The sequence below is a fragment of the Emticicia sp. genome, from assembly GCF_043780375.1.
Classification (GTDB): domain Bacteria; phylum Bacteroidota; class Bacteroidia; order Cytophagales; family Spirosomataceae; genus Emticicia.
The window spans coordinates 1-22,866 of the sequence record NZ_JAYWCU010000207.1; the positions used below are offsets into that span (position 1 = coordinate 1).

Genomic DNA, 22,866 nt, shown 5'->3' on the forward strand with positions numbered 1-22,866 from the left:
AACTTGTCTGCAATATCTTGTTGTTTTGGTCGATAACAAGATACGCCGATTCTCAATTTTTAGCTAATTTCTATAATTCCAAAACAATCTCTAAAATGAGAAATATTTTTATGTACCATAAAAAGCAACAGTTCCGTTTACTCTATTTCCTCTTTTTACTTCAAGTTGGGCAATGCGAGTTGGAATTCAGATACCTAAATTGCCATTGCCTGTGATAATTGCAAAACCACTAACAGCCGTCGAGAAATAACCACCAGCGTTTGAAAAATTCACACAAAAGTTTAAAATAATTGAACCGAAAGCCAATTTTAAGTCTAATTATTTACGAAGTGGCTATAAAAATGCCATTGTGAGTGTCTTTTTTTGTAAAAATCAATTAAATAATTTAGCTTTGAAAAAAATCATTTTTATCAAATGCAAATACAAACTTTCCAAAATCCTGAACAATTAGCAATCCATACCGCCAAGTTTATAATTGATTTGGTAAGAGAAAAACCCACCGCAACACTGATTCTCACGTCGGGCGATACTCCTGTTTTGACTTACAAGAAAATAGTTGAATTTGCACAACCTGCTGATTTTGACCAAGTTACAATAGTTGGGCTTGACGAATGGGTCGGGATTCCTGCAACAAGTAAAGGCAGTTGTAGCTACATTGTAGAGGAAAATATGCTAAAACCTTTACAAATAAATTCTGCCCAATATACATTTTTTGATTCGCTTTCAAGTGACCTGCAAGCCGAATGTAAGCGTATAGATAATTTGTTATTTGAAAAGGGTGGGGCAGATTTGATTATAGTAGGAGTAGGGGAAAATGGACATATTGGACTTAATGAGCCGGGTACAAGTTTTGGTAATTATTGTCATGTTTCGGAGCTTGCAGAGATAACAGTTAGTGTCGGGCAAAAATATTTTACCGAAAACACAGCACTCACTCAAGGCATTACGATAGGCTTGAAGCATCTTTTGGAAGCAAAAGTCGCTATTTTGATTGCCACAGGCGAGCGTAAGGCCGAAATTTTGAAAGCAACTATCGACCAAGAACCTAATGTTGATTTACCCGCCACAGTTTTTAAATTACATAAAAATGCGTATGTTTGGCTCGATGAAGCAGCAGCCAAGTTTATATAAATGATGACAAAAAAAAACTTAAATTACTTCTTCCTGTTCGTATGTGTCTTACTCCCGATTCTTTATGGAGCTTTTTTTGTTAGAAATTTCACTTTTCCATTATCAGGTGGTGGCGATATTGACGAATGGGAATATGTAGGGTTTTATTTGGCTGAAAATATTCATTTCAACCCTTTCCCTCAAATCTCACTCAACCAAAATCAAACTTTTTATCCTTTTGGTACAACGCAAGTATTTTCCGATTGGTCGCTCGAAAGCAATTATTGGTTTGCATTTTTTTATAAAAACTTTGGACACGGGTCTTGGCTCAACTATTATTATATTTTAAGTCTAATCATTTCATTTTTAGGGTCATATTTGCTTTTAAAAAAAGAATTTGGTATCGAAAAAGCTTTTTTTGTGGGTTTTGTAATTACATTTTTCAATTTTTATGCCCTTAATAAATACCCACATCATTTTAACCATAGCACCATTCATTGGACAATCCTGAGTTTATTTTCTGATTTTATTCTTGTAAAACGAATCATTCTCAAAGAAAATATTTCAATAAAATGGGTTTTCTTGAAAGCTTTTTTATTGATTGCAACGCTCGGTATGAATCTTGGTTATGTTTGTGGTTTTGCTTTGAATAGCTTTGTTTTAAGCATAATTGTAGTAAGTTTTGTATTATTAAAAAGGTATTTCAAAGGTGATTATCAGCTTTACCAATATCTAAAATCTTGGTTTCAAGACTTTGAAAAGTCACCTTTATTTTATTTTTTGTTGGCTATTCCATCCATTATATTTTTGTATTTCTTTTTGCCTTTGGTGCTCCAAATCTATACCGAAGCTAAAACCTATCATCTTGACCAGCGGGTTGCTCCTCATTTTTGGAGTAATCCAGTTAGAATATTGTTGCCTTATTTTCCTTATTTTAGTGCTTTACAAAATCCATTCGTTTGGTTTTTGAAAGATATGCCCGAAGGACTTGGCTCTGGCAGTCCAGGTTGGCTTTGTTTGATGCTTGGGATTGTGGGTTTTCTCAAAAATCGCACTAAGTATTGGTTAGTTTTCTTGCCTTTTATTATTCTTTTGGTGATTTCTACTTTTTATCATCCTAACAAAATTCCAACATTAAAAATATTTCCGTGGGGAGCATATAACCGTGTGCCATCGAGATTTACTTCTCTAATTCCAGTAATTTTTTCTTGTTTTTTTCTGCCGATAGATTGGCGAAAGTTTCGGTATAAGAATATTTTTTTGACAGTCATTTCAACTATTTTTATTCTTGAAATATCAGTAGTATATAGCCATCGTTATAGTCAAAAACCTTTTGAGTTTGACAAGAATTTTTTTGGATATATGTCTAATCTGGAAAAGCAACAAGGCGAAGCAGTTATGGATTTTCCTTTTTGTATTGTTGGTGGTGACGGCACAGGTTTGAAAGAAAATTTATGTCCAATTTTTCAAAAAACTTGTAATATTTATGCTTTGAGAAGGTTTCACCATAAAAAAGTAATAGGGGGATATTATAGCCATGTGCCAGAATTGGCAACGCAAGGTTTTGTTAAAATTGGTATTGGAAACTATGCCGTTCCTGATATTGATAGCTGGCAATTTGCCTCAAAACTAACCAATACTTTTTCAGAACCTCAATTAGAGCATTTTATTAAATATTTTCAGTATAATGATTTTGCAGGGATAAATTTATATATTGATTTGATACCAAAAGAAATGTATCAACAAATAGAGAAAAGCATAGGTAAATCTACACAAACAACTATTTTTCCGGGTGCTGGAAGGGTAGTTTTTATACCCAAACCACTGCAATGGAAAAAGTTTGTGGACAAACAAAAAGCCCTAAATATGCGATATCCGTGTGGTTGTTAGGTTTAAACCTGATGTTTACTTATTGTTTTAACCAGCCGATTGGCATCAAATGTATGATTTTTCTGAAGATGCTGTTCTTTTATTCCTCTCTGACCGATTTTATGAATAATAAAATTAATTCTTGAAAATACTCCGAACAAGAGCTAAACAGTCTTTAATAAACAGTTTTTATTTATTTTCTGAGTTTTGAATATTTGTAATTCTAAACTGATTTTATACTTTCAAAACTCAAGATTTCTAAAGTGTTTCGATAATAATATTGTGATTAGTATAAATACAAATATCAGCCGCTATATTTAGTCCTTCCTGCACCAATTGTTCGGCAGTTAAATGTGAAGCGTGTTTTTTTAAGGCAGTAGCTGCCGACTGTGCGTACATACTTCCCGAGCCAATAGCTGCAATTTGATTGTCAGGCTCTAATACGTCACCAGTGCCTGAAATAATGAGTATTTCGGTTTCATTGGCTACTATCAGCATTGCTTCTAATTTTCTTAAAAATCGGTCGGTTCTCCAATCTTTTGCCAATTCAATGGCGGCACGTTTCATATTTCCACCGTAGGCATTTAGTTTTTCTTCAAAGCGTTCTATCAAAGTGAATGCGTCGGCGGTTGAACCTGCAAAACCTGCAAGAATTTTCCCTCCATACAACTTTCGTACTTTTCTAACATTACTTTTAGCAATAGTATTGCCCATAGTTGCCTGTCCGTCAGCTCCGAGAGCTACTTTTCCTTCATGAATTATCCCAAGAACGGTCGTTGAACGAATTTTTATCATATTTTTTATCAATCTCTAAATAAACCAATTGTGCCACACTCAAAAAGCATGGCACAATTGGTTTTTTTAATATTTTAATGTTTGAGATTTATGGGTTTTTACACCAATAACTTATAAGGCTCTTCTAATAATTGTTTCAGTGTTACCAAGAAAGCAGCCCCAGTTGCTCCATCTACAACACGGTGGTCGCAGGTAAGGGTTAATTTCATTACGTTCGTAGCGTAGAATTGACCATTTTTTACTGCAACAATTTCCTTGATTCCACCCACAGAAAGAATACAAGATTCATTTTTAGGGTTATTGATAATCGAAGTAAATTGCTCAATACCAAACATACCTAAGTTACTAACTGTAAAAGTATTGCCCTCCCAATCTTTCGGTTGAAGTTTGCCATTTTTTGCTTTTCCACCTAAATCTTTGGTGGTTGCTGCTAAAACAGACAAAGGTAAAGTATCCACAAATCGAATAACGGGAACTACTAAACCATCGGGTATTGCTACCGCCATGCCAATATGAACGTGTTGATTACGTCTGATGTGGTCTTCTCTCCACGATGAATTAACATTTGGATTTTTTTTCAATGCTACGCCACAGGCTTTCAAAATCATGTCATTGAACGAAATCTTCACTGGCGACGCCTCATTCATTACTTCTCTTGCTTGGATGGCTTTATCCATGCAGATTTCCATCGTTAATTGGAAATCAACCGCAGAAGATTGCGAATCAGCAAGACTTCTTGCAATTGCTTTACGCATTTGAGTCAATGGAATCTCCTCAAAGCTTTCAACACCCGATGCCGCAGCAGGGGCAGCCGAAGTGGCAGATTTTTCTTCAACTTGTGCTTTTGGTGTGAAATTATCTACATCTGATTTGACAATTCTTCCACCTTCACCGCTTCCACTTATTTCAGCTAATTTTACACCTTTTTCTTCGGCTAATTTTTTAGCAAGTGGCGATGCCAAAACTCTTGAATTACTTGACGATTGTACAGGTGCAGGACTTGCTTGTGGAGCAGATGGAGCGGCAACAGCTTGTGGCTTTTCGGCAACTACTTCTTTCGGAGGAGTTGTACTTGCTGGAGCAGCAACCAATAAAGCTTGATAATTTGCTCCTTCTTCGCCAATTACAGCAATAATCGCATTAATTGGTGCAGCTTTTCCTGCTTCAATGCCTATGTATAATAGTGTTCCGTCTTCATAAGCCTCCAGTTCCATAGTAGCTTTATCTGTTTCGATTTCAGCCAATATATCACCAGATTTTATTTTATCACCTACTTTTTTGAGCCAAGTATGAATCACCCCTTCGGTCATGGTATCGCTCAAAAGTGGCATTGTTACTACTTTTGCTTTGATATTTGACGTATCAACGGCAGGAGAAGCGGCAACTGGTTCAGGTGCTGCAACTGCTGGGGAAGTTTCGGCGGCGGCAGGTGTTGATGGAGCAGGTGAACCATTCAGAAGACTTTGATAGTCTTCGCCTGGCTTACCAATAACAGCCATTATAGCATCAACAGCAACTGATTGACCTTTTTCTACTCCTATATAAAGTAGCGTTCCGTCATAATAAGACTCCATATCCATAGTCGCCTTATCTGTTTCGATTTCTGCCAAAATATCGCCTGATTTTACAACGTCACCAACTTTTTTGTTCCATGCCGCAATGACACCCTCTGTCATGGTATCACTCATTTTGGGCATTCTGATTACTTCTGCCATTTTTTATATTATGCTTAGATTTTAGATGCTATCTTTTCAACCCTCAAAATTATAACAAAGTAGCCAAATGTCCTTAAAAACTAAAGAGAAAGTTTGTTTTATTTTTTTTAAGAACCGCACTATTGCAAAAAAACATCTTTTACGGGCTTTTGAAATAGAAAAATATAAAAGATTCCAAATTTTTTGCTTGAAATAAGCTTTGCTGTTAGTTTATTGATTAATGTTTTATCATCAGTAATGATGGCGGTATAAGCATATGGTTTTCTTGCGTTATAACAATATTGCAGGTCTTGTGGATATTGGATATAATTTATTTTAAATTTTTCGCCAAATTTATCTTGACCAAACATAAAAAATGGGTGTATCCATTGACAATCATTCGAAGCGAATCCTACTTGATAATCATTTGCTCGGAGATAAGTAAAAATACCTTTAAAATCTTGATAGGTTTTGTTATCAAAAGTAAAATAGCCTTGCTTCCATTCTTTTCGTTCAAAAATATTATGTCTGATAAAATCATAATAAGTTGTGCTATCAAGCATCTCAAATATTTCTTTTCTTTGACTTCTTCTTAAATTTGGTACAATATTATAGGTTGTATCTGTAAAATGTAGCGAAGTTAATTGATATAACCTTAGTTCTTCTAATTTTTGAAATTGGTCTTTGTTTAAAGATTCTTCGTTCCTACCTATGCTATGTGGAACATAAATAAATATCTTTTTGAAATAATAAGCCATCGGCATGATAGGCTTCAACGAATTACAAAAGACATAGGGTAGGGCAGCAAACATGAGTATAAATGCTGTTGTATTAATAATCCAGTTGTATTTTTTTGATATTTGCCAAATAACAAAACCAATAACGGGGGTAGATGCCAAAAAGAAAGGCAATTGTGTACGGGAATGAAAGATTTGCCATTTGAAAACTGACGCATAAGTAACTAAACCCACAAACAATAACATAAAATATACTAAGACTAAATGTTGATTGTTTTCTTTCTTTCGGAAATTGATAATAAACCAAAAAATACAAAAGCAGATAAGAAAAAAATGAACGAAATTACCAGAAAAATCTTCACCGATAGAAAAAATTGTATAATATGAAGCAAAAGTTGAGTTCATATTATTCAGGTCATAGCCAATGAAAAGATGGAATTTGGCTATGAGTTTATCAAAAGTATTATTCCAAGAATTTATAGGTAATCCCACGTGGTTTCCTATAATTTTTGAAAGATTTGACAAAGTAACTTTTATTCCGATTTCTTCATTTTTGTAGTTATAATACAGCATGCTTTTTGGGTTCGGCATGAGTATATTTCCAAAAACCACGTAGTTTCGATAGAAAAATGCACTAAAAGTAATTAAAAACAATCCAGCTGAAATAGATCCAATTTTGGTGGCTCTTTTCCAATCTATTTTTAATTGATAAATTCCAAAAAAAGCTATGAAACCAAGACAATACATAAAAATTGAATACTTGGTAAAACCTGCCAATAAAAGCGATAAAATCGTCCATTGAAAGTTTTTTTTGAAAGAATTGCTCGATTCTTGAATTAAAAGTAGTCCAAAATACAAAGTACAACAAAAGTAAAAACTTGCCAAATAATCGTTTTGGCTGCTTGTCGCTTGTAAAAGTCCCATCGGAATACAACAGGCAAGAATAACTACCAAGCCTTGACCTTTGTTCGTCATTCCAAAGGTTTTGCCTATCAAAGAAGCCGTAATGATTGTGCCTAAAAAAGCAATAAATTGAACTGAATTCACAAAGCCATCTCCACCCGTAAGTGCGATGGTGTGCAGTAATAAATATTCAGAAAAAACATTATAATATAACTGATACGGACTTGAAGTTGGGTAATGAAACAGATTTTGATTTTGAAGCCAAAACATTGCTCTTGCTATATGGTAGCCCAGAGCATCTGTATTATTGGGTGTTACGTAAAAAGTTAGAAAAAGAAGGGTAATAACGATGAGCAAAAAGAAAACAAATACACTCTTAGAAAAAAAACTAAATATTGTATCGGAGAAAATTTTGTATTGATAAAATGGACGATGAAACGTTATGACTTTTTTCCAAAAAAGATAAAAATAAATGCCAACTGTGAATAGAATATAAGAACCGATAATAAATTTACGATTCAAAATACAAAGATTACCTAATATTTCGGTTGTGAGAAAAATAAAAACCGAATAGGCAATCAAAGATTTTAGTACAGCAACTCTAAAACCATTGAAAGGATTATTTTTATAGAATAAGAACAATCCTTTTATGATTAATAGAGATAACAATATGGGCATAAATAGAATCAGATAATTAACTTTAAATGACGTAAATTATTGATTATCAATTGTTTAAAAATATTATCTCTTAACTATTTATCTTCAAAATCGCCATAAATGCTTCCTGTGGAACTTCAACTGTACCAATCTGACGCATACGTTTTTTACCTTTCTTTTGTTTTTCTAAGAGTTTACGTTTACGAGAAATATCACCGCCGTAACATTTGGCAGTTACATCTTTTCGCAATGCTTTCACTGTTTCACGAGAAATAATTTTTGCTCCGATAGCCGCTTGAATCGCAATATCAAATTGCTGACGAGGCAATAATTCTCTTAATTTTTCGCACAGCTTTTTGCCCCAATCATGGGCCTTATCACGGTGAACAATGGCAGAAAGTGCATCAACTGGCTCACCATTGAGCAAAATATCTAATTTTACTAATGAAGATTCACGATATCCAATCAAATGATAATCGAGTGAAGCATAGCCTCGTGAGATAGTTTTAAGTTTATCAAAAAAATCGAAAACAACTTCCGATAATGGCAATTCAAAAGTAAGTTCTACACGTGTTGCAGTGAGATAAATTTGGTTTTTCAAAAGTCCACGTTTTTCCATACACAAACCTATGATTGGTCCAACGTAGTCGGCAGCCGTAATAATTTGTGCATTTATAAAAGGTTCTTCTATCCAATTGATTAAGTTTGGCTCTGGCATTTCCGAAGGAGCAGAAACCTCAAACATTTCATCTTTTTTATCAATTACATGAAATCTAACCGACGGAACTGTCGTCAAAACCGTCATGTCGAACTCACGCTCCAAACGTTCCTGCACGATTTCCATGTGCAACATTCCTAAAAACCCACAACGGAAACCAAAACCTAAAGCAGCAGAAGTTTCAGGTTCCCAAATCAAGGCTGCATCATTGAGTTGCAGTTTTTCCATGGCATCACGAAGTTCCTCAAACTCTGAGGTATCAACAGGGTAAATTCCTGCGAAAACCATTGGTTTGACCTCTTCAAAACCTTTAATCATTTCTTTGGTCGGATTCTCAACATGAGTAATCGTATCGCCAACCTTAACTTCTTTTGCAACTTTTATACCCGAAATGATGTAACCAACATCACCACAATCTACAAAATCACGAGGTTCTTTTGTTAATCTCAAAATTCCGACTTCGTCAGCAAAATATTCTTTTCCTGTTGCAATAAATTTTACTTTATCGCCTTTGTTAATTCTACCATTTTTTACTCGAAAAATTACTTCGATTCCACGATAAGAATTAAAAGTTGAGTCAAAAATTAATGCTTGTAATTCAGCTTTTGGATTGCCTTCGGGTGGTTTGATTCGATGAATAATTGCTGCCAAAATTTCGTTGATACCAATACCTTCTTTTGCACTTGCAGGAATAATAGAATCTCGGTCGCATCCAATCAAATCAACAATTTGGTCTTTCACCTCTTCGGGCATTGCACCAGGAAGGTCTATTTTATTTAAAACAGGGATGATTTCGAGGTTGTGGTCGAGAGCTAAGAAAAGATTGCTAATCGTTTGAGCTTCAATGCCTTGAGCGGCATCAACCACCAATAATGCACCTTCACAAGCTGCAATTGAACGAGATACTTCGTAACTAAAATCGACGTGTCCAGGCGTATCAATGAGATTTAGTACATATTCTTGTCCTTCAAATGTATAGTTCATCTGAATCGCATGGCTTTTAATAGTTATCCCTCTTTCACGCTCCAAATCCATGTCGTCAAGCACTTGAGCTTGCATATCTCTCCCTGAAACTGTTCCTGTAAATTGTAATAAGCGGTCGGCAAGTGTGCTTTTGCCGTGATCAATGTGTGCAATGATGCAAAAATTACGAATATTTTTCATTAAGTACCGTGTTCTGAAGGCAGAATTCTGAATGTAAAATTGATATATATATTCCTACTTCAAAGCCCTCCTTATTTGGGGAGGGTTGGGTGGGGCTACAAAAATAGTAAGAAAAAGACAGATTTTTAAAGATATTTTTCTTCAACCAAATAATTAGTTACATAATCCTTCACGGCATCTTCGAGCGAAGTAAAGGGTTTTTTGTAGCCAATTGTGCGTAATTTACTCATATTTGCTTGTGTAAAATACTGATATTTATCTCTAATATCTTCAGGAGTATCGATAAAATCAATATCAGGAGGAAGATTTAGGGCGGAAAAGGTAGCTTTTGCGAGGTCTAAAAAAGTGCGTGCTTTGCCAGTTCCGAGGTTATAAATGCCCGAATTTCGTCGGGAGTGCATCAAAAATATACAAACATCAATCAAATCTTTAACGTAAATAAAATCTCGCATTTGCTCCCCATCTTTAAAATCTGGTCGGTGCGATTTGAAAAGTTTTATTTTACCAACCTTATTTATTTGATTGAAAGCATGAAAAATCACAGAGGCCATACGTCCTTTATGAAACTCATTTGGCCCATAAACATTAAAAAACTTTAATCCTGCCCAAAAGAATGGAGCATTTTTTTGAGTCAAAGCCCATTTGTCAAAATCGTTTTTTGAATCTCCGTAAGGATTTAGCGGTTTCAATTGCGGAATTAATAATTCATTATCGTCGTAGCCAAATTCTCCCGCACCATAAGTGGCTGCCGAAGAAGCATAAACCAATGGAATTTGATACTCATGGCATTTTTTCCAGATTTGTTTCGAGTAGTTGAGATTCAATCTATCAAAAATCTCTTTATCAAATTCCGTCGTATCAGTTCTTGCACCGATATGAAAACAAAACTCAACTTCTGCCTGATTTTTGTCAAGCCAATCGAAAAAATTATCTCGATGGACAAACTCTTGAATTTTTTTACCAGCTAAGTTCTTCATTTTCAGTGGATTAGAAAAGTCATCCACTGCAATAATGAAATTGAAGTTATCTTGATTCAATCGCTGAATCAAACCACTTCCGATAAACCCTGCTGCACCTGTTACAATTATCATAGTTGTTTTCCAAAAAAAATAGTCTGCAAAATTAAACTATTGCCAAATACAAATCCATACATTAAACATTGATTAAATTGTACTTTTTCAAGAAAAAGACTAAATTGGCATGAATTGATGAATTTTGGTGGTAATTTTATAAAAAAATTAAGCAATCTAATGATTCATATTACGAGAAGAGAAACATTTAACGCTGCTCATCAACTATATAATCCGAAGTGGTCGGCAGAAAAAAATAGAGAAATTTTTGGACTTTGTTCAAACATTCACGGACATAATTGGGAACTGTTTGTTACTGTAAAAGGAGAAATTGAGGAAGAAACGGGCTTTGTGATGGACTTAAAAGATTTAAGCCAAATCATGAAAAAAGAAATTGTTAATAAGGTTGACCATACTTTTTTGAATAAAGACGTAGATTTTTTGAGAGGAAAATTGCCAAGTACCGAGGTTTTTGCCGTAGAAATTTGGAAAATTTTACAGCCAATAATTCCCAATTTTTGTAAAGGAACTCTCCACAGCATAAAGTTGGTTGAAACAGCTAATCATTATGTTGAGTATTTTGGCAAATAAAAACACCCCAAACCCCTAAAGGGGCTTTAGCATGATAAATAAAAATGAAAGTAATGAAAGACTTGGCTCCCCTTTAGGGGTTGGGAGTAGATACTTTATAATTGCAGGAGAACGTTCGGGAGATTTGCATGGGGCGAATCTTATCAAAGCTATTAAAAATGCTGATAGTGAGGCTGTTATAAAGGCTTGGGGTGGCGATTATATGCAGGAAGCTGGTGCAGAAATTTCGAAACACTATCGTGATTTGGCTTTTATGGGATTTGTGGAAGTACTGTTTAATTTGCCAAAAATCTTAGGTTTTTTTAAAGAATGCAGAAACACAATTGCTGAGTTTAAGCCTGACGCCATTATTCTGATTGACTATGCAGGGTTTAATATGCGAATGGCAAAGTGGGCAAAAAAACACGGTTATAAAGTTTTTTATTATATTTCGCCTAAAGTTTGGGCGTGGAATCAGAGCCGTGCTTGGGCTTTAAAAACGAACATTGATAGGCTTTTTGTGATATTTCCTTTTGAGGTAGAATTCTTTAAAAAGTACAATTATGAAGTGGAATTTGTCGGAAATCCACTTTTTGATGCCATAGCAGCTTTTAAACCCAATCTTGAGTTTTTAAAAGAAAATCATTTAGAAAACAAGAAAATCATTGCTTTGCTTCCAGGAAGTAGAAAACAAGAAGTTGACAAAATGCTTGAGCTAATGATTGCTACTAAAGAACAATTTATTGACTATCAGTTCGTTATTGCAGGGGTAGGTAATCTTTCAAAGGCGTTTTACGAGAGGTTTTTGACTGAAAATATAAACGTAGTTTTTGACCAAACCTATGATTTATTAGCTCATGCACAAGCGGCGATGGTAACATCTGGTACTGCAACTTTAGAAACAGCCTTATTTGATGTTCCGCAAGTGGTTTGTTACAAAACAAGCTGGATTTCATACAAAATTGCCAAGCAATTAATCAAAGTTCCATTTATATCATTAGTCAATTTAGTAGCACAAAAAGAAGTTGTGAAAGAATTGATTCAAGATGAATTGACAAGCAAAAATATTGCATACGAACTTAAAAAAATATTGCCTAATTCAGGAAAAAGAAAGAACCAATTGCTTGGTTATCAGATGATTAAAGAAAGTTTAGGTGATGTTGGAGCATCTGAAAAAACAGGTAGGAGAATTGTTGAATTACTTAATAAGTTATAAATAAAAGTAGTGTTGTATAAAATAAAATTGTATAAAAATGAGAATCTCAAGCATAATTATTATCTTATTGGCAAGTGTTTTAAGTATTTTTTCTTGTAAAAAAAGTACCTCAAGTGTTACTCCAAAAACAAAAACTGAGCTTTTATCGGGAACTATTTCTAAAACTTGGAAAAATACAAAAGCAGAAGCAACAAATCCACAAGGATTGAAGATTGATTTGGTCTCAACTCAACCAACTTGTGTAACAGATAATTTGTTGATATTTTTTCCAAACAAATCGTATGAAATCCGTGAAGGGGCAACTAAATGTAATCCATCAGACCCAGATTTATTATTAAAAGCAAATTGGAGCTTGAATGCCACTGAAACCCAATTTTCGATTGACAAAATAATTTTTCAAGGAAGACAAGTTGAAAATGTTGTTTTTGACATTGTTGAATTAACAGAAACAATATTTATAGGTAAAACATCGCTCGCTTTAAATGGCGTTACTTACCAGTTTGTGGCTACTTTTGAGGTTTCAAAATAGGAAATTTACAGTGTTTATTAACAAAAAAACGAATTGTTAATAAACTTATTTATATTAAGTCTAAATTTGCGAACATTTATCTTTATTCTTTTGTTAGAGATTAGAGGTAAATTACGCAAAATCAATAGTATGAGCAAGGATTTAGAATTATTAGAAGAACTTACCACGTCCGAATATAAGTATGGATTTTATACTGATATGGAGGTGGATGAAATTCCTGCGGGATTGAGCGAACACGTTGTTCGATTAATTTCTGCCAAGAAAAACGAACCCGAATGGATGCTTGAATGGCGACTAAATGCTTATCGTATTTGGTTAACAATGACAGAACCAACTTGGGCCAATGTTCACTACAAACCAGTTGATTTGCAGTCTATTAAGTATTATTCTGCTCCAAAACAGCAAAAAGTAATCAATAGTCTTGACGAAATTGACCCCGAATTACGCCGTACTTTCGAGCGATTAGGAATTTCCCTTAAGGAACAAGAACGCCTTTCTGGTGTGGCGGTAGATGCGGTGATTGATTCGGTTTCGGTGGCAACTACTTTTAAGGTAAAATTAGGCGAATTAGGTATTATTTTTTGTTCTATTTCGGAAGCAATTAAGGAACATCCCGAATTAATTAAAAAATATTTAGGATCGGTTATTCCTGTTAAAGATAATTATTATGCTGCCTTGAATGCCGCAGTTTTTTCTGATGGTTCGTTTTGTTATATTCCAAAAGGTACACGTTGCCCAATGGAGCTTTCGACATATTTCAGAATAAATGCTGCAGGAACAGGTCAGTTTGAGCGTACATTAATTATTGCTGATGAAGGCTCTTATGTAAGTTATTTGGAAGGTTGTACCGCTCCAATGCGTGACGAAAATCAATTGCATGCAGCTTGTGTTGAGATTTTTGCCCATGAGCGAGCAGAAGTGAAATATTCGACAGTTCAAAACTGGTATCCAGGTGATAAAGATGGAAAAGGTGGAATTTTTAATTTTGTAACAAAACGAGGTATATGTTTTGGAGCAAATTCTAAAATTTCGTGGACACAAGTAGAAACTGGTTCGGCAATCACTTGGAAATATCCTTCGGTGATTTTGAAAGGCGATAATTCGATAGGGGAGTTTTATTCAGTTGCCGTTACCAACAATATGCAACAAGCTGATACAGGAACAAAAATGACGCATATTGGTAAAAATACCAAGAGTCGCATTGTTTCAAAAGGTATTTCGGCAGGAAGAAGTCAAAATTCTTACCGTGGATTGGTAGATATTTCAAAACGTGCCGAAAATGCACGTAATTTCTCGCAATGCGATTCACTGCTTTTGGGAGATAGATGTGGAGCTCATACCTTTCCTTATATTGAAGTCAATAATTCGACGGCAACGATAGAGCACGAAGCAACAACTTCAAAAATTGGTGAAGACCAATTATTTTATTGCAACCAACGAGGAATTCCAACCGAGCAAGCCGTGGCCTTAATTGTCAATGGTTATGTGAAGGAAGTTTTAAATCAATTGCCAATGGAATTTGCGGTTGAGGCACAAAAATTACTGGAAATTTCGCTCGAAGGAAGTGTAGGATAAAACCTAATATTTAATATTTGTATGATATCGTAAGAAAAGACTGCTAATTGGCAGTCTTTTTGTTTATATTTCTGTAAAAACCTAACACATGAAAAAACTCATTATTTTATTTTTTATATTTTTTCTTTCAAATATCACTTTTGCTCAAAGTGGAAGAATTCAAATTGCTTTTTTGGGAGTATTTCACATGGGCGAATCGCCTGATTATAAACAAGGTAGTATTACTGATTTGCTGTCTGCCGAGCGTCAGAAACAGATTCAAGAGGTAGTTGATGATTTGTCGAAGTTTAGACCAGATAAAATTTTTGTGGAAAATACGCCCGATACTCAACCTTATTGGAATGAAGTATATAAAAATTACCTTAATGGAATAAAACCAATAGAAAGGAGCAGTGAATACAACGAGATTTTTCAGTTAGGAATCAAATTAGCCAAGAAACTCAATCATCCGATTGGCGTAACATGTGTTAATTTTGTTCAGCCAGATTTGACTATTGGTGTTAGAATTGCTCGAAATAAAGTTGATACATTGATGACATTTTATTCACATGAACTCGAACTTAAACGCCCAAGTTATGATGAGTATTTTCTGAGAAATCCAAGTGTTAAAAAAGCTTTTAATGATTATATTACTAATTATGAAAGTTGGAAAAGCCAAACAATTAAGCAGCATTTGTTAAATCTTAATTCTGAGCAAAGTATTTCAACACTTCATTATTTCAATATCACAGGTTGGATGGACACCAATACTAATGGCTTTGGAGCAGAGTTTACTGCAAAAGAATATTATAGAAATTCAAAAATTTTGCAAAATATCCTTTTAAGTGTAAGTCCATTCGACCGAAAACTTTTAGTAATTATCGGTGGGGGACACGTGCAGGTTTTAAAAGATATGCTCAAAACTCATCCTTATTTTGAAGTTGTAGATGCAAAAAAAATATTAAGTGATTTGTGATTTGGTGACTATTTATGTGCGATAGACTTCGTATTCGCTTAATTTTATAATATATTAGCTCAACGGAATCGGCCTATTAAATCGTTCTTCTAATGAAATAAAAGTTTCCGTTCGCTGAATTCCACTTACTTTCTGAATCTTATCGTGCAGAACCTCTCGTAAATGTTGCGTATCTCGACAAACAATTTTAGCAAAAATACTATACTGTCCAGTTGTATAATTAATTGTTACAACTTCTGGAATTTCTTCCAATTGTTTCGCCACAGTATCGTATAACTCACTTTTGTCAAGATATATGCCCAAAAAAGCACTAATATCCCAACCTAATTTTACGGGGTCAATAATGAGTTGTGAGCCACGCACAATGCCCATTTCTTCCATTTTTCCCATTCTTACATGAACTGTACCACCCGAAACAAAAATTTTTTCGCCAATTGTAGTATAAGGCATCTTGGCATCTTGCATTAAAAGTGCCAAAATTTTCAAATCTGTATTATCAATTTCAAATTTTTTATCCATTTTGTTAATTTGTTTTTGCGAATATATCAATAATTTAGTAATATTTTTACGAAATATGTAAATAATTAATATTTTTACTAAAATATTTGTAATTTATTACGTATTTGTATTAACTTTGCATTATCAAATTACAAATCAGAAGAGATGAAAATAACGGTTCGCCGTTTTGACTGATTGTAAATAATCACATTGTAAGGTGATGAAATTGGCAGCCATGCCCTCCTGTCTCGGGGGTGGTGAATATAGGACAAACGCAGCATAAGCCGGAATTTCTTAGTCGACTGGGATTGACCACCAAAATTGTACTGTGGCTAACTACACCGTGGGCGGTTCGACTCCCCCTCTTACAGCTATACAAATCGAAAGTGTGAAGGAATAATTTTGTATATAAATTTCTTTCATACTTTTTTTTTGAGTATTTTTGCTTAGTAAAAATATTATTTGGTTTTTAGTTTGTTGATGAAGTGTAATTGCGACACGTAATTCCGATTTGAGGATTACGTGTTTTTTTATTACTTGATTCTCAACATTTTAATAAATTATGCATTCAATCTTTGATTTCGGGAAATTTTAGCTTTAATTCACCAAAAACATATAAAATCTAATGAATCAAAGTTCTCCTTTTTTTACCAATGATGCCGTTGTTTTAGGTATTTTGATGGTAACGTTAGCTCTTATATTTTACTCCACAACGCTTGCATTTTTTGAGAAATTTTACAAAATTGTTCCCTCAATATTGCTTTGTTTTTTTATTCCTGGCTTATTGAGTTCGTTCAATATTATATCAGCTACAGAGTCACAACTTGATGAGACTGCTTCCCGATTTTTATTGCCAACCTGCTTAGTTTTCTTTACATTAAGTATTGATATTGAAGCGATTAAGCGGTTAGGTGGAAAGGCTTTGTTTGTTTTTTTTGCAGGAGCTTTGGGCGTAATGGTCGGTGGCCCTTTGGGGCTTTGGGTAGGTAAAATGATAGACCCAAGTTTTCTTGGAAAAGATGGAGAGGAAGTTTGGCGTGGTTTGGCAACAATCGCAGGTAGTTGGACAGGTGGAAATGCCAATCAATTAGCTTTAAAAGAAATATTTCAACCTTCACCCAAGGTTTTTGCACAAACAAGTGTAATTGATGTGCTTTTTGCCGAATTATGGTTAGGATTGCTATTGTATTTTGTTGGAAAAGCAGCCATTATTGACAAAAAAATGAAAGCTGATGCCACGGTAATTCATGAAATTAGAGTAAAAGTAGAATTAGAAAGTGCCAAACAAAAGAACCCAAGTTTTCAAGAATTGTTTATTTTACTTGCGGTGGGTTTCGGAATTACTGGGATGGCACATTTGATTGCCGATAATATTGTGCCTTTTATCGAAACTAATTATCCAACATTAAAGGCGTATAGTTTGGCATCAAAATCATTTTGGATTGTTACAATTGCGTCATTATCAGGACTTTTACTATCAAATACTCGTGCAAGAAATCTTGAGAAATTTGGAGGCTCAAAAATTGGAACCTTATTTCTTTATATGCTCATTGCAACAATCGGCATGCAATTGCATATTTTTGAGGCTTTTCAGAATCCAATGCTTTTTGTAGTTGGCTTGATTTGGATTTTTACGCACGCTATTTTTACAGTTATTGCGGCTTATTTTGTTAAAGCACCATTTTTCTTTACAGCCGTTGGTTCACAAGCAAATGTTGGTGGCGTGGCTTCTGCATCAGTTGTAGCGGCGGCATTTCATCCTTCATTAGCTCCAATTGGAGTCCTTTTGGCTATTTTAGGCAACGCTATTGGCACTTATTGTGGTTATCTGACTGGTTTAGCCATGCAATGGCTTTCGCAGTGATATTGCCAATGAGTAACCGATTGGAAGAATATAAACAAATACTTTTTTTACTCAAGACTCAATTTCATCAATTCGCTCATTAAAACATTCTATCTTAGCTTAACGTTAGGCATTATTTTTGCTGAATTTTTTAAAAATGAGGAGAATGAAAACTTTTGCTATATTTATGACCTGTCTATCTTTGACAGTGATTGCTCAACAAAATACACCAAAAAAATTTAACTATCAATTTGAATTGGGAGGTTATTTTTCGTTGACCAACAAACTTCCTTTTTGGCAAGCCTCCAATCAATATGGTAGTATTCCAAGCGACCTTCCTGCCTTCATGTGTCGGCAAAGTATCAAGACTAAAAAAGATACGCTCAATAAATTTTTTAAATTTGATTATGGTTTTGAAGCCGTAACTATTCTTGGCAAAAAACCTCAAATTTTACTTCCAGAGGTATTTTTATGTACTAAACTTGGTAAGTTTGAGATTTATGTTGGCAGAAGAAAAGAAATATTTGGCATTGTCGATACGATGATGAGTTCGGGTTCAATTTCTTGGTCTGGTAATGCCATGCCAATTCCAAAAGTACAAATTGGTATGCCAAAATATACCAAATTGTTTTTTAAATGGCTGAGTTTTAAAGGTACATATTCTCATGGTTGGTTTGGGAATCAAAGATTTGCTAAAGGTTATTTTTTACATCAAAAAACCTTGTTTTTAAAGATTGGAAAACCTACTTCAAAAATTAATTTATATGGTGGAATTGTGCATAATGTACAATGGGGTGGATTTCCAAAAGTGCCGCTGCCTCAAGGTGATGACCGATTGCTTAATGGACGTTTTCCACAAGATTGGTTTGTTTATGGGAATGTTGTTTTACCCTTAAAAAATTTATGGAAAAACTCTCCTAAATTTTCTGATTATAATTCATTTGAAACCACCAACCATTTTGGAAACCATTTGGGTTCGGTTGATGCTGCTGCTGAATTTAAGTTTACAAAAAGTCGCCTTCTGCTTTATAAACAGTTTGTTTTTGAAGATGGACAATTATTTGGTCTAACCAATACTGATGATGGGCTATATGGGTTGAGTTTTACACCTAAACCAGAATCATCATTTAAAAAAATAGTTTTTGAATATTTGTTCACTAAAAATCAGGGACGATATGAAGCAGGTGTTGCTCGACTATTAGGCTTGAAAGATAGACATCCTAATGAAGAAAATTTTTTATTTAACCATCAACAATATTTTGATGGATGGTCGTATAATCGCCAAACAATTGGTACACCTTTTCTGACAGCAGAAGAAAATTTAAGGTCTGAAAAGCAAATCGACAATGGCTATGTTTTTATTAATAATAACAGAGTTTGGGCAGTTTATGCGGGGCTTTTAAATCAGTTTGGAATGATACAAGTTTCAAATCGTTTGTCGTATAGCAAGAACTTTGGAAATACGAGTTTATTAGGAAAGGTAATTGTTCCTGTTACTCAAATTTCTTATTCAGTAAATACCATTATTCCTTTGAAACGAATCAAAGCAGATTTGAATGTCAATATTGCCATTGACCACGGAGATTTAATAAAAGACAATTTCGGATCTTTTCTTTCTATTATTAAAAGGTGGTAGTTTGGGCTTTGTTGAATTAACAGGGGTTTGCGAAGTGGGAGAATTTGAAAGAAAGTCAACTCAAATTTAGCATAAAAGTTTTATAGAATTACTTATATTCAATTACTCCCGTCTGCTGCCATTTTGCTAAACTCCAGTAATGTGCAGATCTTTTTTGTTAGTCCGCTTATTTATTTGCAACAACTTGTCCCTGCCTGAATTGGTGGGCAAGGAACGGTTCCGTAACTGCAAAATACGCAACAGTCGCCCTGCAAAGGTTTTAATTTTGTCTTACAGTTCTCACAATCATAGAAAAATTGACAAGCATCGGTTGGCATTTCTTCTGTTTTTTTGTGTCCACAGTTTGGGCAAGTGATTTCTGATATTAAAATTGTGTCCATTATGATATGATTTTACTTTTTAGTGATTTGTAGCCTGTCGAGTTGATGGCTTTTTCGATTTCTTTGATGTTGGTTTGTTTACTGTCAAACTTTACAATGGCGTTGCCTTTTTCGTAGGAAACTACAACTTCCACGATGCCTTTTAGTTTGTTAATTTCTGTTTTTACGTGATGTTCACAACCCGAACAAGTCATTCCTTTAATTGTAAACTCTGCTTTCTGAATTTCAGAAGTTAGGATAATAATTGCTCTGCTTTCTGTCTTAGGAAAAAAGATATGAGCATAACTTGGAAATGATAAAAGAAGAACCGACATAACGGTAATAATTCCTAAAAATGATTTCGTTTGCATAAAATTTGGTTTTTGAGTTGTTTCACAATTACAGTCAATTTGGTTAGTTGGTTTTAGTTTTTGATACCAAGCAAAACCAAGAACCAAAACGGTCATACCAATAAAATAAGGTCGGAAGGGTTCGAGCCACGAAAAAGTAGAAGCAACACCGCTTGAACCTGCAACGATTGCCAAAACTGGCGTAATGCAACACAAAGACGATGCAATTGCCGTCAAAAGTCCTGCACTAATTAATTTGTTGTCTGTTTTCATATTGTTTCCAAAATTTTATTGTCGTCAAGTATTTTGAAAAATGGTTTGAGCATTTTTTCATATTCTTTTGTCAATGAGTAAAATATTGTCTGTGCTTCTTTCTCTGACTGAATAAGTTTGCGGTCTTTAAGTTTTCTTAAATGCTGAGAAATGGCTGAAATTGTCATACCTAAAATATCGCTGATGTCGCAGACGCAAAGTCTATTTTCTTCGTAAAGTAAAAACAGAATTTTTAATCTTACATTGTTGCCTGCCAATTCCAGTCCGCTTGATAAAATATCAAATGAGCCATTGAGTTCTGTAACTCTGTTCTTACAGCGAAAAATCTGTTTTGTGTCCGCCTGTTGTCTAATACAAATAAATTCTTCCATAAAGTAAAGGTAGCAAATTTTCTTATTTAAGCAAATGCTAAAATATATAAATCCAAAAATAACAAACAATTAAATTCTGTCGGATAGTCTGTTGATGTTAGAACGGTCGCTTTGAAGGATTGCACCTACGAAAGTTTTGTCGTACTTTTTGTATTGTTCTATACTATTTGAAGAAAGCCGATGCTACCGCAGAATAAATTTTCAAAAATTTATTAAACCTATGCAACATATTTCAGTCTAATATTCGTCTATATAGAAAAGCGGCAAAGTATTTGTCTTCATAATCCATATAAAAAACAATATCTGACATGAACACTAAAATATGTTTGAAAGATGCCCAAGGTCGGGTACTTCAAATGCAAAATCTACATACTGGAAGTCAACACGAATTTGATGTTGAAAAGCTAAAAGATGGCGTTTACTTCGTAGAACTGCAACTTCCGAAGGGAAGAGCAATTACTCACCAGTTTTATATAAATCATTAATTTTGTTCTGAGTTTAGAGTACTGAATTCGGCACTCTAAACTCTATTTATAAATCTCTTTTCTTGCAGAAAGTAGCGTATTGTACATTAATGCAGCTACTGTCATTAAGCCCACACCTCCTGGGACTGGTGTAATATAACTACATTTAGAAGCCACTTCGTCGAATTTTACATCTCCTTTTAGTGCAAAACCGCTCTTTTTAGTAGTATCAATAACTCGGGTAAGACCCACATCAATTACTACCGCACCTTCTTTTACCATATCGGCAGTTATAAATTCGGGTTTTCCTATAGCGGCTATCAAAATATCAGCTTGGCGTGTAATTTCTGCTAAATTTTTGGTTCTGCTATGTACCAGCGAAACCGTACAATTACCTGGATAATCGTTTCGCTGCATCAAAATACTCATTGGTAAACCTACAATATGACTTCTACCAACTACCACACAATGCTTTCCTGATGTTTCGATTTTATATCGCTTAATAAGCTCTAAAACACCAAATGGAGTAGCCGAAATATAGGCAGGAAGTCCTTTCGCCATGCGTCCTAAATTGATTGGGTGAAAACCATCAACGTCTTTACGAGGTTCGATTGCCTCAATTACTTTATCAACATTGATTTGCTCAGGAAGAGGCAACTGCACGATGAAGCCGTCGATGTCGTCATCATTATTGAGTTGTTCGATTATTTCTAATAATTCGACTTCTGTAGTTGTTGAATCTCTTCTGATGAGTGTAGATTTGAAGCCAATTTCTTCGCACGACTTTATTTTACTTGCTACGTAAGTTTCGCTCGAACCATTATTTCCGACCAAAATCGCTGCCAAATGAGGTATTTTACCACCATTTACTTTTTGCTTTTCTACTTCTTCTTTAAGTTCTTGTTTTACTTGGGCAGAAATAAGTTTGCCATCTATTATTGTCATGGAGCTATATTTTGATGAAAGTGCAAAGGTAATAATTTAATTACGAATTACGAACGGTTCGCTGCTGCGAGTACGATTTGCGAATTTCGACTTATGCAGTACGATTTATTTCCTTGATTACTTTGTCCATATCAAATTCATCTTCACCACTGACCGAAATGACACTTTTTAAATCGGTTTTTGCTTTTCCAAATTTTAGAAATGATTGCCAAACATGGTCAATAAACCAAGTTGGTTCATAGCCCCATCGAATATCCATTGCTCGTCTAATTAGAAAAGTACGTTTGGAAATTTTTACTTGAAATTTTTTATCATATAAATCATTCATTTTTTCATCATAAAAAGCAAATAGACCTTCGGCTATCACTATATCGAAACGACTTCGGAAGAGTTCGACTACTTCTCTATAAAGCTCAAAATCAATAGATTGTGGAGATTCCCAATCGGTTTTATTTTTTATTTTAGGGATTTGGGTTTCAGGAAAAACAAAGTCATCTTGATGAAAAATAATTGCCTTCTTTCCATTTTTTCGGAAATAAGTCACTAAAAGATTAGCTAAAGTACT

The 22,866-nt window shown here is 34.4% G+C and carries 21 protein-coding genes; 10 read left to right on the plus strand and 11 right to left on the minus strand.

Features of this window, described 5'->3' with window-relative positions; genetic code table 11:
* Window positions 1-414: 414 nt before the first annotated feature.
* On the plus strand, window positions 415-1,131 hold the full coding sequence (locus ACH2CJ_RS16215; protein ID WP_394994000.1) for a glucosamine-6-phosphate deaminase: 717 nt from the start codon (window positions 415-417) through the stop codon (window positions 1,129-1,131).
* Window positions 1,132-3,000, plus strand: a complete 1,869-nt coding sequence (locus tag ACH2CJ_RS16220) for a hypothetical protein (RefSeq protein WP_394994001.1) — start codon at window positions 1,132-1,134, stop codon at window positions 2,998-3,000.
* 237 nt (window positions 3,001-3,237) lie between these two features.
* On the opposite strand, the gene hslV is transcribed toward ACH2CJ_RS16220, so the two are convergent.
* From hslV to rfaD, 5 genes are all read right to left on the minus strand, one after another.
* Window positions 3,238-3,774, minus strand: coding sequence for an ATP-dependent protease subunit HslV (gene hslV, locus ACH2CJ_RS16225; RefSeq protein ID WP_394994002.1), 537 nt, complete (start codon window positions 3,772-3,774; stop codon window positions 3,238-3,240).
* A 98-nt stretch (window positions 3,775-3,872) separates the two neighbouring features.
* Complete coding sequence (locus tag ACH2CJ_RS16230) at window positions 3,873-5,489, minus strand: 2-oxo acid dehydrogenase subunit E2 (RefSeq protein ID WP_394994003.1); 1,617 nt, start codon at window positions 5,487-5,489, stop codon at window positions 3,873-3,875.
* A 119-nt stretch (window positions 5,490-5,608) separates the two neighbouring features.
* A complete protein-coding gene (locus ACH2CJ_RS16235) occupies window positions 5,609-7,750 on the minus strand; it encodes a hypothetical protein (protein ID WP_394994004.1) in 2,142 nt (713 codons plus the stop codon).
* 106 nt (window positions 7,751-7,856) lie between these two features.
* A complete protein-coding gene (lepA, locus tag ACH2CJ_RS16240) occupies window positions 7,857-9,647 on the minus strand; it encodes a translation elongation factor 4 (protein WP_394994005.1) in 1,791 nt (596 codons plus the stop codon).
* Between the two features lie 125 nt (window positions 9,648-9,772).
* Complete coding sequence (gene rfaD / locus ACH2CJ_RS16245) at window positions 9,773-10,738, minus strand: ADP-glyceromanno-heptose 6-epimerase (protein WP_394994006.1); 966 nt, start codon at window positions 10,736-10,738, stop codon at window positions 9,773-9,775.
* 159 nt (window positions 10,739-10,897) lie between these two features.
* Between rfaD and ACH2CJ_RS16250 the strand changes: the two genes are divergently transcribed.
* The 5 genes from ACH2CJ_RS16250 (at window position 10,898) to ACH2CJ_RS16270 (ending at window position 15,562) form a co-directional block, all read left to right on the plus strand.
* On the plus strand, window positions 10,898-11,308 hold the full coding sequence (locus tag ACH2CJ_RS16250; protein WP_394994007.1) for a 6-pyruvoyl trahydropterin synthase family protein: 411 nt from the start codon (window positions 10,898-10,900) through the stop codon (window positions 11,306-11,308).
* 31 nt (window positions 11,309-11,339) lie between these two features.
* On the plus strand, window positions 11,340-12,503 hold the full coding sequence (gene lpxB / locus ACH2CJ_RS16255; protein WP_394994008.1) for a lipid-A-disaccharide synthase: 1,164 nt from the start codon (window positions 11,340-11,342) through the stop codon (window positions 12,501-12,503).
* 37 nt (window positions 12,504-12,540) lie between these two features.
* Window positions 12,541-13,032 carry a hypothetical protein gene (locus ACH2CJ_RS16260; protein ID WP_394994009.1) on the plus strand — a complete coding sequence of 164 codons (492 nt, stop codon included), beginning with the start codon at window positions 12,541-12,543 and terminating at the stop codon, window positions 13,030-13,032.
* Between the two features lie 129 nt (window positions 13,033-13,161).
* A complete protein-coding gene (sufB, locus tag ACH2CJ_RS16265; protein WP_394994010.1) occupies window positions 13,162-14,607 on the plus strand; it encodes a Fe-S cluster assembly protein SufB in 1,446 nt (481 codons plus the stop codon).
* An 88-nt stretch (window positions 14,608-14,695) separates the two neighbouring features.
* The gene (locus ACH2CJ_RS16270) at window positions 14,696-15,562 is read left to right on the plus strand and encodes a DUF5694 domain-containing protein (protein WP_394994011.1); all 867 of its coding nucleotides are present in this window, start codon (window positions 14,696-14,698) and stop codon (window positions 15,560-15,562) included.
* Window positions 15,563-15,616: 54 nt separating this feature from the next.
* Here ACH2CJ_RS16270 and ACH2CJ_RS16275 read toward each other — a convergent pair whose 3' ends face one another.
* Window positions 15,617-16,081: an Lrp/AsnC ligand binding domain-containing protein gene (locus tag ACH2CJ_RS16275; protein ID WP_394994012.1), complete on the minus strand. Its 465-nt coding sequence runs from the start codon at window positions 16,079-16,081 to the stop codon at window positions 15,617-15,619.
* Between the two features lie 604 nt (window positions 16,082-16,685).
* Here ACH2CJ_RS16275 and ACH2CJ_RS16280 point away from each other — a divergent pair.
* The gene (locus tag ACH2CJ_RS16280; RefSeq protein WP_394994013.1) at window positions 16,686-17,924 is read left to right on the plus strand and encodes a DUF819 domain-containing protein; all 1,239 of its coding nucleotides are present in this window, start codon (window positions 16,686-16,688) and stop codon (window positions 17,922-17,924) included.
* Window positions 17,925-18,090: 166 nt separating this feature from the next.
* Window positions 18,091-19,539: a capsule assembly Wzi family protein gene (locus ACH2CJ_RS16285; protein WP_394994014.1), complete on the plus strand. Its 1,449-nt coding sequence runs from the start codon at window positions 18,091-18,093 to the stop codon at window positions 19,537-19,539.
* A 170-nt stretch (window positions 19,540-19,709) separates the two neighbouring features.
* On the opposite strand, the gene ACH2CJ_RS16290 is transcribed toward ACH2CJ_RS16285, so the two are convergent.
* From ACH2CJ_RS16290 to ACH2CJ_RS16300, 3 genes are read right to left on the minus strand one after another with little or no spacing between them, the layout of a single operon-like run.
* On the minus strand, window positions 19,710-19,919 hold the full coding sequence (locus ACH2CJ_RS16290) for a GDCCVxC domain-containing (seleno)protein (RefSeq protein WP_394994015.1): 210 nt from the start codon (window positions 19,917-19,919) through the stop codon (window positions 19,710-19,712).
* Window positions 19,919-20,521 (minus strand): mercuric transport protein MerTP, encoded by a 603-nt coding sequence (gene merTP, locus ACH2CJ_RS16295; protein ID WP_394994016.1) that lies wholly within the window; start codon window positions 20,519-20,521, stop codon window positions 19,919-19,921. Before merTP ends, ACH2CJ_RS16290 begins: the two co-directional genes overlap by 1 nt.
* Window positions 20,518-20,892 carry an ArsR/SmtB family transcription factor gene (locus ACH2CJ_RS16300; protein WP_394994017.1) on the minus strand — a complete coding sequence of 125 codons (375 nt, stop codon included), beginning with the start codon at window positions 20,890-20,892 and terminating at the stop codon, window positions 20,518-20,520. The genes merTP and ACH2CJ_RS16300 overlap by 4 nt, the downstream gene beginning before the upstream one ends.
* Before the next feature lie 308 nt (window positions 20,893-21,200).
* Here ACH2CJ_RS16300 and ACH2CJ_RS16305 point away from each other — a divergent pair, with 308 nt between their 5' ends.
* Window positions 21,201-21,377, plus strand: a complete 177-nt coding sequence (locus ACH2CJ_RS16305; protein WP_394994018.1) for a T9SS type A sorting domain-containing protein — start codon at window positions 21,201-21,203, stop codon at window positions 21,375-21,377.
* Between the two features lie 42 nt (window positions 21,378-21,419).
* Here the strand turns inward: ACH2CJ_RS16305 and ACH2CJ_RS16310 are convergent, their stop codons facing one another.
* Both ACH2CJ_RS16310 and ACH2CJ_RS16315 read right to left on the minus strand, forming a co-directional pair.
* The gene (locus tag ACH2CJ_RS16310; RefSeq protein WP_394994019.1) at window positions 21,420-22,301 is read right to left on the minus strand and encodes a bifunctional 5,10-methylenetetrahydrofolate dehydrogenase/5,10-methenyltetrahydrofolate cyclohydrolase; all 882 of its coding nucleotides are present in this window, start codon (window positions 22,299-22,301) and stop codon (window positions 21,420-21,422) included.
* Window positions 22,302-22,392: 91 nt separating this feature from the next.
* Window positions 22,393-22,866 (minus strand): hypothetical protein (locus tag ACH2CJ_RS16315; protein ID WP_394994020.1); only part of this gene is annotated, 474 nt, incomplete at its 5' end.